The organism is Streptomyces sp. NBRC 109706 (genome assembly GCF_000974485.1).
Classification (GTDB): Bacteria; Actinomycetota; Actinomycetes; order Streptomycetales; family Streptomycetaceae; genus Streptomyces.
This window is the reverse complement of sequence record NZ_BBOM01000010.1, coordinates 372,046-388,423: the sequence shown is the minus strand read 5'-3', so window position 1 is coordinate 388,423 and position 16,378 is coordinate 372,046. Positions and strand designations below refer to the sequence as shown.

Genomic DNA, 16,378 nt, shown 5'->3' with positions numbered 1-16,378 from the left:
CCGGCATCGGGGCTCAGTCGTCGCCCTCGTCGTCCTCTTCGGCCGCCACACAGACGATCTCGTTCCTGGGGGTGTACGCCGTCTCGAACCGCTGCCGGTTCACCTCGTCGCCGCCCCGCACGAAGACCCGCTCGACGACCACGTCGAAGCCCTCAAGCGGGGGTTGGGGGACGCACTCCTCGTCGTCGTTCTCCCGGCGCTCCGGCTCCACCACGTTCTCCCGGGGGCCGGTCTCGGAGCGGACCTCGTCGTAGCGCTTGGTGCCCAGGAAGGTGATGGTCACCGAGTGGTCGTCGGCCGAGGCCAGCACATAGAGCGCGTTCCCCGAGTCGTTGCGGAAGCGCAGGTCCAGGCTGCCCCAGGCGACGGTGGCCTCCCGGCCCTCCGGATAGCGCTCGATATAGAAGGAGTGCGCGCCGTACTCGACGAACTCGACGCCGGCGAAGAAGGCCGCGTTGAACATCGTGGTGGCCACCGCCGAGACGCCGCCGCCCTGCGCCGTCTGGTAGCGGTCGTCGAGAATGATCACGCCCTCGACGAAGCCGTTGGCCTCGGTGCGTTCGCCGACCCGCTCGTTGAAGCTCCAGACCTCGTCCGGCTCCACCAGGGAGCCGTTGATCAGCTCGGCGGCCCGGCCGATGTTGGTGATCCGGTAGGCCGCCGGCTCGAACTCGACGGTGAAGCTGGAGACCTCCTCCACCAGGCCGAGATCGTCGAGGGTTTCGGCGGTGAGCGTCGGCTCGACCTCCTCGGTCGGCAGCACACCCGTCCTGGCCGCCGTGCCGACGCCGGTGAGCAGCGGCAGCACCACCTCGCCCAACTCGTCCGCGGCCACCTCGCGGCCGGGCGAGCCGCCCGAGGCGACCACGGAGCCGCCCTCCAGGCGGACCGTGGCGTCCGTCGGCTCCTCTGTGGCGGCCGCGAGCTGCGGCGCCAGCCGTTCGTCCGCGACCAACTCGTCGTCGGCCAGGGCCGGTTCCAGCCGACCCCCGTCGTCGGCCGTCAGCCGCAGATGGTCGCTCAGCAGATCGGGGGAGAGGGAGAGCTGCGCCGTGCCGTCCTCGGTGCGCAGCGTCACCGGGCCCGACATGGCGGGCTCGGCGAACTCCCGGACGGCGCGGGCCACCTCCTCCTCGTCGACCAGCGGCTGGGCCTGGGAGACGGGCAGCCGCACGGGCTGGATCTCCTCGTTGAGGTACCCGGTGCGCAGCAGTTCGACGGCGGGCTCGACATCCAGGGCGCTGCCGGCGCTCGGCTCGGTGACCACCACCTCGCCGTCGGCGAAGGCGACGGCCCCCTCGGTGACGGCGCTGTCGGCCTCCTCGGCCAGCCGGCCGAGCGTCTCGCCCGACTGCTCCCGGTGGTGGACCACCACCGGATCGATCGCGCCGCCCCCGCCGCCGAAGACCCGGCCCCACAGCCCGGGGCGGTCGGCCAACTCGACCGTGGCGGAGACGTCCAGCACGAGCCCCGCGTCCTCGGGATCCACCTCGTAGACCGGCTCGTCCGTCTCGCCGAGCACCACCCGGATCGGGGCCGCCCGCACCTCGACCAGCTCGGCCGTCAGCCGCGCCCTGGCGTCCTCGGGGGACAGCCCGCCGATATCGACCCCCAACACCGTGGTGCCGGAGGCTATCCGGCCGCTCTGGAAGACGCCGAGGGCGCCGAGCAGCAGGGAGAGCAGAAGAACCGCGAGCAGACCCGCACCGCCCCACAGGGCCCAGCGACGCCAGGGCGCCGGGTCCTGGCCGGGTATCCGAGGGGGCTGGGCCGGGATCGGTGGGATGACGGCCACGGAACTCCCTTGAGGCGACGGTCGGGCGGGCGACGCGGGAAGGAATAACCTCGAAAGGCTAGCAAAGACCGTGCTCGGAGCCGAGGGTGGGCGGCGTTCCGGGCGGCCGGCCGGCTCAGTGCGCGGGCAGCTCGGCCCAGACCGTACAACCGGCGCGCCGGTCGGGGGAGATCACGCCCCAACGCGCCGCGAGGGCGTCCAGCAACAGCAGCCCGCGGCCGTGCTCCTGATCACTGTCGGCCACCCCGACGGGGCCCCGGGCCGGGCCCGCGCCCTCGTCGGCGACCTCGATCCTGAGGAACTGTCCTGAGGACCACAGGAGACAGCGGACCTGGCTACTGTGCGTATGCAGAATGGCGTTGGTGACCAGCTCGGAGACGATGAGCTGCGCGGTGTCCGACGTGGAGGATGACAGACCCCAGCCGTAGAGTTGGACGCGCGTCCGGTGGCGGGCCGTAGCCACCGAGGTGTCCCGCGCGGGGAGCGCGAAGCTCTCGCCTGGCGAGGGGGCGGAGCGTATCTCCGGTGCCTGGAAGGGGGACGGCGGCAGGCCGCGAGCAGGGGACACGGGCGGGGTCGCCTTCCGGGGAGCTGGAGCCGTCGTGAGCCGGGACACGTGTTCACTATGCGGGCTGGTGGGGCGTCCACGCAAGGGTAGTTCTGCAATTCGCAGAAAGCGAAGGGATCTCTGTGGATATCGCTACCCGGTGTGGCAAACTTCTGTGCGGCGTAGGTGAGATGACATTCGGCGAGACGGAACGCGGCAAGGGGAGACGACGTGGCAGAGGCACGGTCCGGGCCGACCGTGGGGCAGATCGTCCTTGGCCTGCGGCTCCGGGAGCTGCGGGAACGGGCGGGCTGTTCCTTCGCCGAGGCCGCCGCCGCGTTGAGCGTCAACACCACGACGGTGCGGCGCATGGAGAAGGCCGAGGTCGGCCTGAAGCCGCTCTATGTGAAGGCGCTGCTGGAGCGTTACGGGGTGCGGGCCGAGGAGGCGGAGTCCTTCCTCCGGCTGGTCGACGAGGCCAACCGGCCCGGCTGGTGGCACCGCTTCCGCGATGTGCTGCCCGACTGGTTCAGCCTCTATGTGAGCCTGGAGGGCGAGGCCAGCCTGATCCGGGCCTATGAACCACACTGCGTGCCAGGTCTGTTGCAGACCGCTGGTTATGCGCGCGCCCTGCTGCGCACTGGGTTTCCCGGCGCTTCGGAAGAGGAGTTGGAGCGTCGGGTAGCGCTGCGGATGGAACGTCAGGAGTTGCTTTCCCGGCCCCGGGCCCCGCTGTTGTGGGCCGTGGTCGAGGAGCATGTGCTGCGGCGTCGGGTCGGAACGTGTTCCGAGATGCTGGAGCAGATTGACCGGCTGATCGAGGCGACGCAGTTGCCCAACGTCACCCTGCAGATCATGCCGTTCAGCGCCGGACCCCATCCCGGCATGTTCGGGCCGTTCCAGCTCTTCCGATTCGAGATCCCGGAACTGCCCGACATCATCTACGCCGAAAGTCTGACCGGCGCGACCTACCTCGACGAACGGCCCGACACCGTGGCCTATCTGGAGGTTCTGGACCGCATGGGTACGCAAGCGGCGTCAGCGCAGGACACCGAGGCCCTTCTCGGTGAGATTCGCAAGGAGCTGACCGCATGATCAACCACATCTACAACGGAATGCCCGCCAGGGAGTTGGGCAGCGAGGGCTGGCGCAAGCCGTGGAGCGGCACCAACGGCGGGAACTGCGTCGAGGCCCTGAAACTGGCGGACGGGCGGGTGGCCATACGCCAGTCGACGGATCCCGACGGTCCGGCGTTGATCTACACCATGCACGAGATCGAGAGCTTCATCCGAGGCGCCAAGCGCGGTGAGGCCGACTTCCTCTTCGCCTGAGTCCGCATCCGCTTTTTTTCGTCTGAGTCCCCCCTGAGTCGAGCCCGAGGCCGTCGTCCCGACCGGACGGGCCGACGCCGACCGTCCCCCCCAACCGACCCACCCCGAGGGTGGGTTGTTCCCAACGACCCCCGGGCCAAGGCGTGGGGGTCGCTTTTATGGGTGTGATCTATGTCTCCTCCGGGGCGGGAAGATCCCGGTGTAGTTGTAGGTTCAACTACACCGTACTGATCATCCGTCCCATCCGGAGGTTCCACTCAGCATGAGCACTCCCGTGAAGCTCGCCATCATCCACTACTCCTCGACCGGGACCGTTGCCCGGATCGCCCAGGAGTTGGCCGAGGCGGCGACCAAGGCCGGCGCCGAGGTGCGGTTGCTCAAGGTCGCCGAACTCGCCCCCGCCGAGGCCATAGCCTCCAACGAGGCCTGGGCCGCGCACGCCGCCGCCAGCGCCGAGGTGCCGGTGGCCACCCCGGGCGACGTCGAGTGGGCGGACGCCGTGATCTTCGGCACGCCGACCAGGTTCGGCAATGTGGCCGCGCAACTGAAGCAGTTCCTCGACCAGTTGGGCGGCCTCTGGGCGCAGGGCAAGCTCGCCGACAAGGTCTACAGCGGTTTCGTCGGCACCAGCACCCAGCACGGCGGCCAGGAGTCCACACTGCTGGCGCTCTACAACTCGGTGTACCACTTCGGTGGCGTTCTGGTGCCCCCGGGGTTCACCGACCCGGCGAAGTTCGCGGACGGGAACCCCTATGGCACGTCGCATGTCGACGGTCAGGGCAGCCTTCCGGTCGATGATGTGGTGATCAATGCCGCCCGGGTGCAGGCCGAGCGGGTGGTGCGTTTCGCGCGGGCGATCAGCGCCGACGCCTGATCCCCGGGCCGACACGACGACGGCGCCCCGTCCACCCCTGACCGGGGAGGGCGGGGCGCCGTCGCTCATCGGGCGCCGTCGGTCCTGGTGCGCAGTGCGATCTCCCGGATGAAGAAGGTCAGCAGCAGCGAGGCCAGCGCGGTGGGCGCGGCGAACAGGAAGATGTCGGCGACGCCGTGCCCGTACGCGTTCTCCAGCGCGCCCCGCACCGGGCCGGGGAGGGACGCCATGTCGGGGATCGCGCCGCCGCCTCCGCCCGCGACGCCCAGCTCGGCCAGCGGGCCGCTGGCATAGCCGGTCACCCGGTTCGCCAGCAGGGCGCCCAGCACGGCGACGCCGATGGCGCCCCCGAAGGTGCGGAAGAAGGCGACCATCGAGCTGGCGGCGCCCAGGTCCCTGGGGCTCACCACGTTCTGCGCCGCGAGGACCAGGTTCTGCATGGTCATCCCGACGCCGAGGCCCAGCAGGGCCATGAACACGGCGACCTGCCCGTAGGGGGTGTCGTGCCGGATGGTGCCCAGCAGACCGCAGCCGGCCGTCAGCAGGACGCCGCCCACCACCAGCCAGTGCTTCCAACGGCCGGTGCGGGTGATCAGCCAGCCCGACACCGTCGAGGCGGCCGTCATCCCGATGATCATGGGGATGGTCATCACGCCCGACATGGTGGCGCTCTCGCCCCGGGCCAGCTGGAAGTACTGGCTGAAGAACACCGTGCCGCTGAGCATCGCCACGCCCACCAGCAGGGAGACGGCCGAAGCGAGCGCGATGGTGCGGTCCCGGAAGAGCCGCAGCGGAATGATCGGCTCGGCGGCCCTGGTCTCGACGAACACGAAGAGGGCGCCCAGCGCCACCGACCCGCCGACCATGGCGAAGCTCTGCCAGGACGCCCAGTCGTAGGAGTCGCCCGCCAGGGTCACCCAGATCAGCAGCAGCGAGACCGAGGCGCTGACCAGCAGCGCGCCGGCCCAGTCGATGCGCACCCCGGGGCGGCGCACGGACGGCAGCTTGAGCGTGCGGTGCAGCACCACCAGCGCGGCCAGCGCGAACGGGACCCCGATATAGAAGCACCAGCGCCAGCCCAGCCAGGAGGTGTCGGTGATCACGCCGCCGACCAGCGGACCGCTGACCGTCGCGGCCGCGAAGGTGGCGCCCAGATAGCCGCTGTAGCGGCCGCGTTCCCTGGGCGGGATCATCGCCGCGAGGATGATCTGGGAGAGCCCGATCAGTCCGCCGACGCCGAGACCCTGGACCACCCGCAGGGTGATCAGCATCGCGGGGCTCTGCGAGAGCCCGGCGATCATGGAGCCGATCACATAGATGCTCAGGGCGATCTGGATCAGCAGCTTCTTGTCGAAAAGGTCGGCGAGTTTGCCCCAGAGCGGCATGGAAGCGGTCATCGCCAACAGCGTGGCCGTCACGACCCAGGTGAAGGCCGACTGGCCGCCCCGCAGATCCGAAAGGATGCGCGGCAAGGCGTTGGTGACGATCGTTGAGGAGAGGATCGCGGCGAACATGCCCAGCAACAGCCCGGATAGGGCGCGCATGATCTCCGCGTGCGTCATGGTGGTGGACGCGATGTCCGGTGGTCCCGGCGGCCCGACCGTGGGCGAGGTCGCCGGGTCGGGTATGGATTCCTTACTTTGCGTGGTCAAACGATCTCCCCATGATGTGGTCCGTTCGCGACCTTACGACAAGTTGCTTACTACACGTAAACGAGTTGGGGAAAGCTTTAGACGTTTTGGGGTGATCGGTCACCATCCCCGCGCGCCCCGGCGCGACGGAGCGCGTCGGTCCCCGGACGGTGCGACAGGTAACCGTCCGCAGGCGCCGTCTGTTCCCGGGACAGCCGGCGGGTGCGCACGCGCACGCGCCCCCGGAGTGCGCCGACACGATTCTCCCCGGCCCGGCCCCCGCGCCCGGCCCGCAGGTCGAACGTCCGGGCGAGGGGTGGGCGTTGGGTAGCGTGGGCTGATCACTCCCGCCCCGAAGGGACGCCTTTCGGTGACCGAACTCCGATGGCTTCACCGGCTCAGACGGCCGGGGCCGATCCTGGCCGGACTGGCCGCACTCGCCCTCCTGGCCGGGCTCGGCGCCCTCAGCCTCGCCATCGCCTCGGACGAGCCCACCGTCCGCCGCACCGACCAGGTGCTCACCCTGCCGGAGACCCCGGGCTCCGCACGCACCGTGGAGATCGACACCTCCTTCTTCGTCGCCGACGACGGGACGCCCCGCCCCGCCGTGCTGCTCGGACACGGCTTCGGCGGCAGCAAGGTGGACACCCAGGCCCAGGCGGAGGAGCTGGCCGGGGCCGGCTATGCCGTGCTGACCTGGTCGGCGCGTGGCTTCGGCGACTCCAGCGGCCAGATCGGCCTCAACGACCCGGAGCGCGAGGTGGCCGATGTCTCCGGGCTCATCGACTGGCTGGCCGAGCGGCCCGAGGTCACCCTGGACGGCCAGGGCGACCCACGGGTCGGCATGGCCGGCGCCTCCTACGGCGGCGCCATCGCGCTGCTGACCGCCGGACACGACGGCCGCGTCGACGCCATCGCGCCGGCCATCACCTACTGGGACCTCGCCGAATCGCTCTTCCCCCGGGGCGTCTTCAAACAGCTCTGGGCCGGCATCCTCTTCACCACCGGCGCCACCGACCCCGGCGTCGGCTCGCCGCCCGACGAGACCACGGCCGACCCCGGCTGCGGGCGCTTCACCCCCGAGCTGTGCGCCCTCTACCAGCGGGTCGCCGTCGCCGGCAGCCCCGACCAGGAGGCGCTCGACCTGCTCGCCGCGCACAGCCCGGCCGCCGTCGCCGACCGGATCGACGTGCCCACGCTGATCATCCAGGGGCAGCACGACTCGCTCTTCCCGCTCGACCAGTCCGACGCCATGGCCGCCGCCATCGAGGCCAACGGGGCCCCCGTCGCCGTCGAGTGGATCTGGGCCGGCCACGACGGCGGCATCTCCGAGGCCGAGCGCACCGACCGACGCGTCGTCGACTGGTTCGACCGCTATCTCCGCGACGACACCGACGTGGACACCGGACCGCCGTTCCGGGTGACCAGGATCACCGGGATCGACACCACCAACGGCGACACCCTGCTGCGCGGCGCCGCCAGCGACAGCTATCCGGGCCTTTCCGGCCCGCCGCTGACCGTCGATCTGACCGGCGAACCACAGACCTTCGTCAACCCGCCGGGCGGCGCGCCGGCCGCCGTCTCCTCGGTGCCCGGGCTCGGCGGGCTCAGCCAGCTCTCGGGGCTCGGCTTCGGCCCCGCGATCGACTTCCCCGGCCAGTACGCGCGCTTCGACTCGCTGCCGCTGACCGAGAGCACCCGGGTCACCGGCGCGCCGAGCGTGCGGCTCACCGTCAGCTCCGACACCCCCTCGGCGGTGCTCTTCGGCAAGCTCTACGACGTGTCCCCGGACGGCGAGACCCAGTCGCTGCCGGCCCAGCTCGTCGCCCCGCTGCGGATCGACGACGCGGACACAGAGCCCACCGTCACCTTCCAACTGCCCGCCATCGACTACCCGTTTGAGGCGGGGCACCGGCTGCGGCTGGTGATCTCCAGCACCGATATCGGCTATGCCTCGCCGGCCGGGACCGCCCGTTACACCGTCGCGCTCGCCGAGCCGGGACTCACCCTGCCGACCGCACCCGAGGTGGACACCGCCCCCGCCGCGCTGCCCTGGTGGGTCCCCGGGCTGCCGCTGATCGCCGTGGCCGTCGGCCTCGCCCTGGTGCTGGTCCGCCGCCGACCCCGGGCGGGCGGCCCGGACTTCGACCCCGAGCTGGCCGAAGTCCCGCTCGCCATCGAGGGGTTGACCAAGCGCTACAGCCGCTCCAGCGACCGGTACGCGGTGCGCGACCTCACCTTCCGGGTGGCGCGCGGGCAGGTGCTGGGGCTGCTGGGCCCCAACGGCGCGGGCAAGACCACCAGCCTGCGGATGCTGATGGGCCTGATCACCCCGGACGCCGGCACGATCCGGATCTTCGGCCGGCTCGTCGGTCCTGGCGCCCCCGTTCTCTCCAGGGTCGGCGCCTTTGTCGAGGGCGCCGGCTTCCTGCCGCATCTGACCGGCCGCGCCAACCTGGAGCTCTACTGGCGCGCCACCGGCCGCCCCGCCGAGGACGCCAGGATCGAGGAGGCGCTGGAGATCGCCGATCTGGGCACCGCGCTGGACCGCGCGGTCCGCACCTACTCGCAGGGCATGCGTCAACGCCTCGCCATCGCCCAGGCCATGCTGGGCCTGCCCGATCTGCTGATCCTCGACGAGCCGACCAACGGGCTCGACCCGCCCCAGATCCGCGCCATGCGCGAGGTGATGATCCGCTATGCGGCCGGCGGACGCACCGTGATCGTCTCCAGTCATCTGTTGGCCGAGGTCGAACAGAGCTGTAGCCATCTGGTCGTGATGGACAAGGGGCGGCTGCTGCGTTCAGGGCCGGTGGCCGAGATCGTGGGCTCGGGGGACACCGTGCTGGTCGATGTCGGCGGGCCGGTGACCGACGACGCGCTGGCCACCTTCCGGGAGCTGCCGGGCGTCGCCGCCGCCACCCGCGTCGAGGACGGGGTGCTGGTCCGACTGGACGGCGCCGGCCCCGACGTTCTCCTGGCCGAACTGGTCGCCGCCGGCGTCCCGGTGCACGGACTGACCCCGCACCGGCGCCTGGAAGACGCCTTCCTCACCCTGATCGGCGGTGCCTGACGATGCCAACCCCCGTCCGCGAGCGCTTCCGCGAAAGCCCCGCCTCCGCCGCCCCGGGCTATGTCCCGCGCCGGACCCTGCCGTTGCGGGTGGAGGCGATCCGGCAGCTGCGCCGGCGCCGCACCCTGGTCGTGGGCCTGCTGCTGGTCGCCCTGCCACCGCTGGTGGCGGTCGCCTTCGCGGTGGGCGGCACCCCCGACTCGAACGTCGACACGCTGTTGGACACGGCGACGGCCTCCGGGCCCAACTTCGCCGCCGTCTGCCTCTATCTCTCGGCCGGCTTTCTGCTGGTGGTGCCCGTCGCGCTGTTCTGCGGCGACACGGTCGCCGCCGAGGCCGGCTGGTCGTCGCTGCGCTATCTGCTGGCCGCCCCGGTGCCGCGCGCGCGGCTGCTGACCGCCAAACTGCTGGTGGCGTTGGCGTTCTCGGCCGTGGCGATGCTGTCGCTGCCCCTGGTCGCGCTGGGCGTGGGCACCGCCGCCTACGGCTGGGGCCCGTTGGAGCTGCCCACCGGGGGCTCGTTGCCGGGCTCCGAGGCGGTGGCCAGGATCGGCCTCGCCATCGCCTTTGTCTTCGCGAGCCAACTGGTCACGGCCGCCCTGGCGTTCTATCTCTCGACGGTGACCGACGCCCCGCTGGGCGCGGTGGGCGGCGCCATCGCGCTGACCGTGGTCGGCTCCATCCTGGACGCCGTCACCGCGCTCGGCGACTGGCGCGAACTCATCCCGGCGCACTGGCAGTTCGCCTGGTTGGACGCCCTGCAGCAGGGGGTGGAGTGGAACGGCATGGCGCGCGGAACGGCCATCTCCTTCTCCTATGCGGTGATCCTGGTGGCCCTGGCCTACCGGCACTTCGCGCGCAAGGACATCGTCTCCTGAGCGCATCGGGTCGGGGAACGCGACGGCCCTCCCCTCGGAGGAGGGGAGGGCCATCGTTGGTGTTCCGTTCAGATCAGGACTGGATCAGACCCGATCAGAACTGCAGGGCCCAGCTGTTGAGGGTGCCCTGGTCCAGGGTGGCGCTGTCCGTCACCTGAAGGGTCCAGGTGCCGTCGGCGTCCACACCGCTACCGGCGACCCGGTAGGTGGCCTGGATGTCGTCCGCGCTGCCGCCGCTGCGCTCCCGCAGGACGTAGGAGGTGCCCTCGGGGCTGACCAGGCTCACGGTCAGGTCGCCGACCCAGGTGTGGGTGATGTCGACCTCGACCTCGAACGCGCCCTCCAACGCGCCCACGCCGCTGACCTCGATCTCCGAGGAGATCGTGGAGTTGTCGACGATGGCGACCGGGCTGGTGCTCTCGAAGCGCTCACCGGACGGGGGGTTGCCCGGGCCGCTGCCGTCGCCGCTGACGTTGAGCAGCAGGTTGGCGGTGCCGCCGGGGATGCCGGTGATGGCGTCGGCGACGGCGGAGCCGGTCAGCGCCGCCTCGACCTCGGCCGGGGTGGCGTCCGGGTTCTCGGCCAGGTACAGCGCGGCGCCGCCGGCGACGTGCGGGGCGGCCATCGAGGTGCCGGAGATGGTGTTCTCCGCGCTGTCACCGGTGTTCCACGCCGAGGTGATGTTGCTGCCCGGGGCGAACAGGTCCACCACCGAACCGACGTTGGAGAACGGCGAGATGGCGTCGGTGTTGGTCGTCGAACCGACGGTGATCGCGCTGGCGACGCGGGCGGGGGAACGGGTGGAGGCGTCGGTGCCGTACTCGTTGCCCGCGGCGACGGCGTAGGTGACGCCGGAGGCGACGGAGTTCGCGACCGCCGTGTCCAGCGTCGAGTTGGCGGCGCCGCCCAGGCTCATGTTGGCCACGGACGGACCGTCGGCGTTGCCGGTCACCCAGTCCACGCCGCCGACCACGGCGGCGATGGTCCCGGAGCCGTTGTTGTCGAGCACCCGGACCGAGACGATGTCGGCCTCCTTGGCGACACCGTAGGCGGTGCCGGCCGCGGTGCCCGCGACATGGGTGCCGTGGCCCTGGCCGTCGCTGCCGTCGCCGCCGTAGGCGTCGAAGCCGAAGCTGGCGCGACCGCCGAAGTCCGCGTGGCTGTAGCGGACGCCGGTGTCGATGACGTAGATGGTGACGCCCTCACCCGCGTGGTCCGGGTAGGTGTAGGAGTTGTCCAGCGGCAGCGAAGCCTGGTCGATCCGGTCAAGGCCCCAGGACGGCGGGTTGGTCTGGGTCCCGCTGGCGTACACCCGCTGGTTCTGCGTGACCTCGGCGACCGCCGGGTCAGCGGCCAGTTCCAGGGCCTCGGCCTCGGTGGCCTCGAAGGCGAAGCCTTCCAGCGCGTGCTGGTAGACGTCGGTCACCTCGACCCCGTGGGCGTCGGCCAGGGAGTCGGCCGTCCGCTCGACACTGGTCGAAATCTCCGCACTGTTCAGCGTGACGAGGTAGCTGCCGGGGATGAGGTTCTCGGCACCCGCGTTGGCGATCACCCCGGTGGGGGTCTCGCTGGCGTGGGCGGCGGCTGGCAGGACCGCACCGGTGAGGGCCAGCACGGCGGCGGTGGCCACACCGGATCCCAGGAGGAGTCGCGTCGGCTTACGCGTCTTGTCCATGAAGAGGTTTGCTCCTTGTGAGGGCACATCGAAGGACCTTATGTGCCCATGTCAAGTCAGACTTTCCATGAGCACGTCACAACTGTTGATCTACGCGTGCAGATTCGCAAGAGGGCGGAGCGATGCTTCACAAGAACGACATCTCCGCGTAGCGGCCCACGAGTTGACGTGCTGTCGGTCAAAGCGCACGTCAGGCTTCGTATACGAGGAGCGGAGGGCGGGCGCGGGGCCTCCGGACGGCTGGCCGAAAAAAGCTCCCCCGTCGGCGTCCCCCTCGCCCCGTCCCGCCCCGGCCGGGGTGGCGCCGATCCCGGTGGGGGCCGGCCCCGTGATCGGGCTCCCACGGGCGCCCGCTAGGGTCCCGACGTGGGAAACAATCTATGGCTCCAGGACCATGGGCCGAATCGCAAAGCCCGACTCAAGGCGAAGGGACCGCACCCGTCCGACGGGCAGGTGCCGGTCGAGATACGGAGGGCCGCGGCGGATGATTCGCGCCATGCGTCCGCCGTCGAGGCGAGCGCCTACGCGGAGCGCCGACTGCCCCCGGGAGGCACCGTCGAGCGCTATCTCGCCGAACGTCGCGGCGGGGTACGCGCCTTCACACTGTGGCGCGACCCCGATCGCCGGGAACGCCTGGCGGAGGTGGTGACCCGGTCGGCGAGCCGACGCGGCCCCGCCGAGTACGAGGTGCTGGGCGCGGCCGGCGAGCCGCTGGCCCTCGTCGTCCGCGATCCGGCGTCCTTCACCACCCCGCGCCGCACCCGCTGGACGGTGCGTCAGGTGGACGGCACCGTGGCCGTCGGGAAGAAGGGCAACCTCTTCTGGTGGTGGGTCTGGTGGCTGCTCTCCCCGATCCAGGCGGTGATGCTGGTGCTCGCCCTCCTCGGCGGCGACGTGGCCCGTCCGCCACGCCGCACCCGCTGGCGGATCGGCGGCGCGGTGACGCTCGACTTCGCCAACGGATCCACCCAGTTCCGACTGACCGAGGTCGACAACCGCTGGGACCCCCGGGTGACGATGGCGCTGCTCGCGCTGCTCCACACCCACGAGGGGTGGATCGGCTCCAACTGGGACGACGGCAAGGACTGACGGGCGCCCGGCCCGCTCAGCCCAGCAGGTACTCCTCGCCGCCGGTGGCCACATAGACCGCGACATCGGCCAGCAGCACCAGGGCGACCAGCACCAGCAGCAGCGTGACGCCGTGTCGGACGGCCGGCCCCAGCCGCGCCGACGCGCGCTCCAGCAGCCGCACCGCCGCCCGGTGCCGGCCGGCCGCCACCGCGCCGCCGACCAGCACCAGCGGCGCCTGGCTGACCAGACTCCACAGCAGATGGGCGACCACCAGCTCCCACACCGGCTCCCGACCGGCCAGCACCACCAGCCCGAGGAACGTCGGGTCCAGCAGGATGGTCAGCGCCAACAGGACGGCGAGCAGGGCGAGTCGGCCGGCTCCGCCGCCGCGCGCCGTCCCGGCCGAGACGCCCGGATGCGGCCGGCGGCGCCGTCTGACCGCCCACCAGAGCAGCGCGAGCGCGATGGCCGCCTCGCCCAGCGCCCACCACGGGGAGTGCCAGTCGACCCCGGAGAGATCGACCCTGGCCACGCTCGCCCCGACGAGGAGCGACAGCGGAACGCCGAGCGCCGGCGGGATCAGCAGCGAGAGCGCGGTGAAGACCAGGATCGCCCGCCGGGTCGCCCCGGCCGCCAGCCCGCCCACGGCGATCAGCGCGCCGATCGGGTCGAGCCCGGCGAGGGCGAGCCCCACCACGGTGGCAAAGAAACTGAACACGGATGCCACCGTGGCACGGACACCGTTCCCCGGAGCGCATTGATCGCGTCTCGAACGTCAACGGCGCGCGCCGGGCGCGTACGCCGACGGGTCAGTCGTCGTCGCCCTCGAAGGCGTCGCCGATCTCGTCGATGATCTCGGCGGCGACAAAGCCGCCCACCACGCCGGCGGCCACCCCGGCCACCACGCCGCCGATGCCCAGGCCGCCGCCTCCGCCGTGGCCCTCGTGCTCCTCACCGTGATGGCCGTGGTAGCCGTGCTGGCCGTGCCCGAAGCCGCCGTGGCCCCCCGCCGTCAGCTGCCCCAGCCAGGAGTCGACCAGCGCGGTGAAGTCGACCTGGCCCACGTCCTGATGGGCGACCGAGAAGCGGTTCACCGCGTCGCCGCCGCCCCCGAACAGCCCGCCGCGCCGATCCGCCTCCAGCACCACGGTCAGGCCGGTCGGGTTGGCCAGGAAGCTCACCTCGACCTCGCTCATGGCGTGCGCGTGGTTCGGCCCCGGCGTCAGCTCGATCTCCTGGTAGAACGGCAGCGTCTGCCCGCTGTCCCGGATATGGCCCAGCTCCAGATCGGACGAGCGGAACCCGAAGCCCAACTGGCCGAAGGCGTCCAACACCGCCTCCTGCGCGGGCAGCGGACGGATCAGCAGCCGGTCCAGATCGCCCTGGTCCACCGCGCCGGCCACCGCCAGCTCGGTGCGCACGCCCAACGGGAAGCCCAACGGCTGCCCGAAGACCTCGGTGATCGGCGTCTCCCAGGGCACCGGGAAGGAGAACGGGATGGACAGCTCCTCCGCCTCGGCCAGCCGGAAGCCGCCGCCCACCACCACCCGGTGGAACCTGACGTTGCCCTCCCGCTCCTCCTCCCCGGCCTCCGACTCCACCCGGGCGACCAGATCCAGCGTCAGCTCGGTGATCTCCACGTCCATCGTGCCGCCGCGTACCAGCACGTCACCCGAGAGGGTGTCGCCGGGGAGCACCAGCTCCCGGTGCAGCACCGTGTCCACGGAGGGGCCACCCACGCCCAGCTTGCCGAGCAACCGCTTGAACACCATCGCGGCGTTCTCCTCTTGTGTCGTAACGACATGTGTCGTCAGTCCGTCAACCGAGGTCACGCCGGCCGGCGGCTCGTCAACTGGCCCCGGCTGCGCGCCTCTTCAAACGCTATCGCGTCCCCGACCCACGGGACGCGAAACGGTCGGTCGCGGCGACCAGCGCCTCGGCCATCCCCGTGTCGGCGGTGCTGTGCCCGGCCGCGCCCACCACCACCAGCCGGCAGTCGGAGCCCCAGCGGTGCGCCAGCTCCCAGGGCGTGCCCAGCAGGTTGCCCGGGTCCAGGACGCCCTGCACCACCACGCCGGGGATGCCGGCCAGCTCGGGGGCCCGGCGCAGCACCTCGCCCTCGGGCAGCCAGGAGCCCCGGCTCCAGTAGTGGGTGACGATCCGGGCGAACGCCAGCCGGAAGTCCGCGTCGTCGTAACGGGAGGGGGACCCCGGGCCGCTGATGTCGATCGCCTCCTCCCAGTCGCACCAGTCGCGCGCCGCCCTGGCCCGTACCGCCGGGTCGGGATCGTGGAGCAGCCGGTCGTAGGCGGCGGCCAGATCGCCGTCCCGCTCAGCGGCGGGAACGGCCTCCCGGAAGGCGCGCCAGGCGTCCGGGAAGTAGGCGCCAAGACCCCGGGTGAGCAGGTCGGTTTCCGCCCGGCGCCCGGTGGCCAGGCCCATCAGCACCAGCTCGGTGACCCGGTCGGGGTGGCGCTGGGCGTAGTGCAGGGCGAGCGCCGAGCCCCAGGAGCCGCCGAAGAGCTGCCAGCGTTCGACGCCCAGCGTCTCCCGCAGCAGCTCCATGTCGGCCAGCAGATGCTCGGTGGTGTTGGTCGACAGATCGACCTCGGGGTCGGCGGCGTGCGGGGTGGACCGGCCGCTGTTGCGCTGGTCGAAGAGGATGATCCGATAGGCCCCGGGATCGAAGAACCGACGGCTGCCCGGTGAGCACCCCGAGCCGGGGCCGCCGTGCACCACCAGCACGGGCCGGCCCTCGGGATTGCCGCAGACCTCCCAGTACATCCGGTGGCCGTCGCCGACCGACAGCCAGCCGTGGTCATGGGGCTCGATCGGGGGATGGAGCGCGGACATGGGGTACCTCCCGGGGACGGTGGGGACGGTCGCGAAGCGAATTGTCGCAGCGCTGTTATATCAGTGCTGTTATACCTGGCGCGTTCGGTTATCTTTCTGCGCATGGCCACCACTCCCGCGCTCACCGGCATCGGCACCCGGCTGCGCCATCTGCTCGACCTGCTGGAGAACGACCTCGCCGACGTCTACCCGTCCCTGGGGCTGACCGACTACCGGCCCCGGTTCACGCCGGTGATCCGGGCCCTGACCGCCCGGGGGCCCAGCACCATCAGGGAACTGGCCGAGGCCCTTTCGGTGACCCACTCGGCGGCCAGCCAGACCGTCGCGCAACTCGTCCGGCGGGGCCTGGTCGAACTGTCGGTGGGCGAGGACGCGCGGCAGCGGGTGGTCCGGCTGACCGAGGAGGCGGAGGCGATGCGCCCCGTGCTGGACCGGGAGTGGGCCCTGGCCGAGGCCGCGGTCGCCGATCTGGACACCGAACTCTCCGTCCCGCTCGCACGGCTGCTCACCGAGCTGGAGGAGGCGCTGACCCGCCGCTCCTTCCGGGACCGCGTCGCCGAGGCGGCCGCGCGCGCGGACGAACCCGCCGCCGACGGTTCTGCCGGCGGTGGACGGGGCGCCGGCTGAGCCCGAACGGCGTCGCCGGCGAT

At 71.6% G+C, this 16,378-nt stretch carries 14 protein-coding genes; 7 read left to right on the top strand and 7 right to left on the bottom strand.

The window, feature by feature from the left end; all coding sequences use genetic code 11:
• Positions 1-13: 13 nt before the first annotated feature.
• The gene (locus AOM46_RS24145; RefSeq protein ID WP_234313945.1) at positions 14-1,795 is read right to left on the bottom strand and encodes a VanW family protein; all 1,782 of its coding nucleotides are present in this window, start codon (positions 1,793-1,795) and stop codon (positions 14-16) included.
• 115 nt (positions 1,796-1,910) lie between these two features.
• Positions 1,911-2,363: an ATP-binding protein gene (locus tag AOM46_RS24140; RefSeq protein WP_062214907.1), complete on the bottom strand. Its 453-nt coding sequence runs from the start codon at positions 2,361-2,363 to the stop codon at positions 1,911-1,913.
• 210 nt (positions 2,364-2,573) lie between these two features.
• On the opposite strand from AOM46_RS24140, the gene AOM46_RS24135 reads away from it, so the two are divergent.
• The 3 genes from AOM46_RS24135 (at position 2,574) to wrbA (ending at position 4,547) form a co-directional block, all read left to right on the top strand.
• Positions 2,574-3,437: a helix-turn-helix transcriptional regulator gene (locus AOM46_RS24135; RefSeq protein ID WP_062214905.1), complete on the top strand. Its 864-nt coding sequence runs from the start codon at positions 2,574-2,576 to the stop codon at positions 3,435-3,437.
• Positions 3,434-3,673 carry a DUF397 domain-containing protein gene (locus tag AOM46_RS24130; protein ID WP_062214904.1) on the top strand — a complete coding sequence of 80 codons (240 nt, stop codon included), beginning with the start codon at positions 3,434-3,436 and terminating at the stop codon, positions 3,671-3,673. The genes AOM46_RS24135 and AOM46_RS24130 overlap by 4 nt, the downstream gene beginning before the upstream one ends.
• 262 nt (positions 3,674-3,935) lie before the next feature.
• The gene (wrbA, locus tag AOM46_RS24125; protein ID WP_062214902.1) at positions 3,936-4,547 is read left to right on the top strand and encodes an NAD(P)H:quinone oxidoreductase type IV; all 612 of its coding nucleotides are present in this window, start codon (positions 3,936-3,938) and stop codon (positions 4,545-4,547) included.
• A 65-nt stretch (positions 4,548-4,612) separates the two neighbouring features.
• Here wrbA and AOM46_RS24120 read toward each other — a convergent pair whose 3' ends face one another.
• Complete coding sequence (locus AOM46_RS24120) at positions 4,613-6,109, bottom strand: MDR family MFS transporter (RefSeq protein ID WP_062214900.1); 1,497 nt, start codon at positions 6,107-6,109, stop codon at positions 4,613-4,615.
• Positions 6,110-6,548: 439 nt separating this feature from the next.
• Between AOM46_RS24120 and AOM46_RS24115 the strand changes: the two genes are divergently transcribed.
• Complete coding sequence (locus tag AOM46_RS24115) at positions 6,549-9,251, top strand: alpha/beta fold hydrolase (protein ID WP_062214898.1); 2,703 nt, start codon at positions 6,549-6,551, stop codon at positions 9,249-9,251.
• Positions 9,252-9,253: 2 nt separating this feature from the next.
• A complete protein-coding gene (locus AOM46_RS24110) occupies positions 9,254-10,129 on the top strand; it encodes an ABC transporter permease (RefSeq protein ID WP_062214896.1) in 876 nt (291 codons plus the stop codon).
• Positions 10,130-10,223: 94 nt separating this feature from the next.
• On the opposite strand, the gene AOM46_RS24105 is transcribed toward AOM46_RS24110, so the two are convergent.
• On the bottom strand, positions 10,224-11,804 hold the full coding sequence (locus tag AOM46_RS24105; protein WP_062214894.1) for a S8 family serine peptidase: 1,581 nt from the start codon (positions 11,802-11,804) through the stop codon (positions 10,224-10,226).
• Between the two features lie 453 nt (positions 11,805-12,257).
• Between AOM46_RS24105 and AOM46_RS24100 the strand changes: the two genes are divergently transcribed.
• On the top strand, positions 12,258-12,893 hold the full coding sequence (locus tag AOM46_RS24100; RefSeq protein ID WP_234313936.1) for a hypothetical protein: 636 nt from the start codon (positions 12,258-12,260) through the stop codon (positions 12,891-12,893).
• 16 nt (positions 12,894-12,909) lie between these two features.
• Here the strand turns inward: AOM46_RS24100 and AOM46_RS34245 are convergent, their stop codons facing one another.
• The 3 genes from AOM46_RS34245 to pip form a co-directional block, all read right to left on the bottom strand.
• Positions 12,910-13,593, bottom strand: a complete 684-nt coding sequence (locus AOM46_RS34245; protein WP_062214891.1) for a hypothetical protein — start codon at positions 13,591-13,593, stop codon at positions 12,910-12,912.
• A 91-nt stretch (positions 13,594-13,684) separates the two neighbouring features.
• Positions 13,685-14,647 carry a sporulation protein gene (locus AOM46_RS24090; RefSeq protein ID WP_062214889.1) on the bottom strand — a complete coding sequence of 321 codons (963 nt, stop codon included), beginning with the start codon at positions 14,645-14,647 and terminating at the stop codon, positions 13,685-13,687.
• 109 nt (positions 14,648-14,756) lie between these two features.
• A complete protein-coding gene (gene pip / locus AOM46_RS24085) occupies positions 14,757-15,728 on the bottom strand; it encodes a prolyl aminopeptidase (protein WP_062214887.1) in 972 nt (323 codons plus the stop codon).
• A gap of 102 nt (positions 15,729-15,830) precedes the next feature.
• Here pip and AOM46_RS24080 point away from each other — a divergent pair, with 102 nt between their 5' ends.
• Positions 15,831-16,355 (top strand): MarR family winged helix-turn-helix transcriptional regulator, encoded by a 525-nt coding sequence (locus tag AOM46_RS24080; RefSeq protein WP_062215229.1) that lies wholly within the window; start codon positions 15,831-15,833, stop codon positions 16,353-16,355.
• The last annotated feature ends 23 nt before the right edge of the window (positions 16,356-16,378 follow it).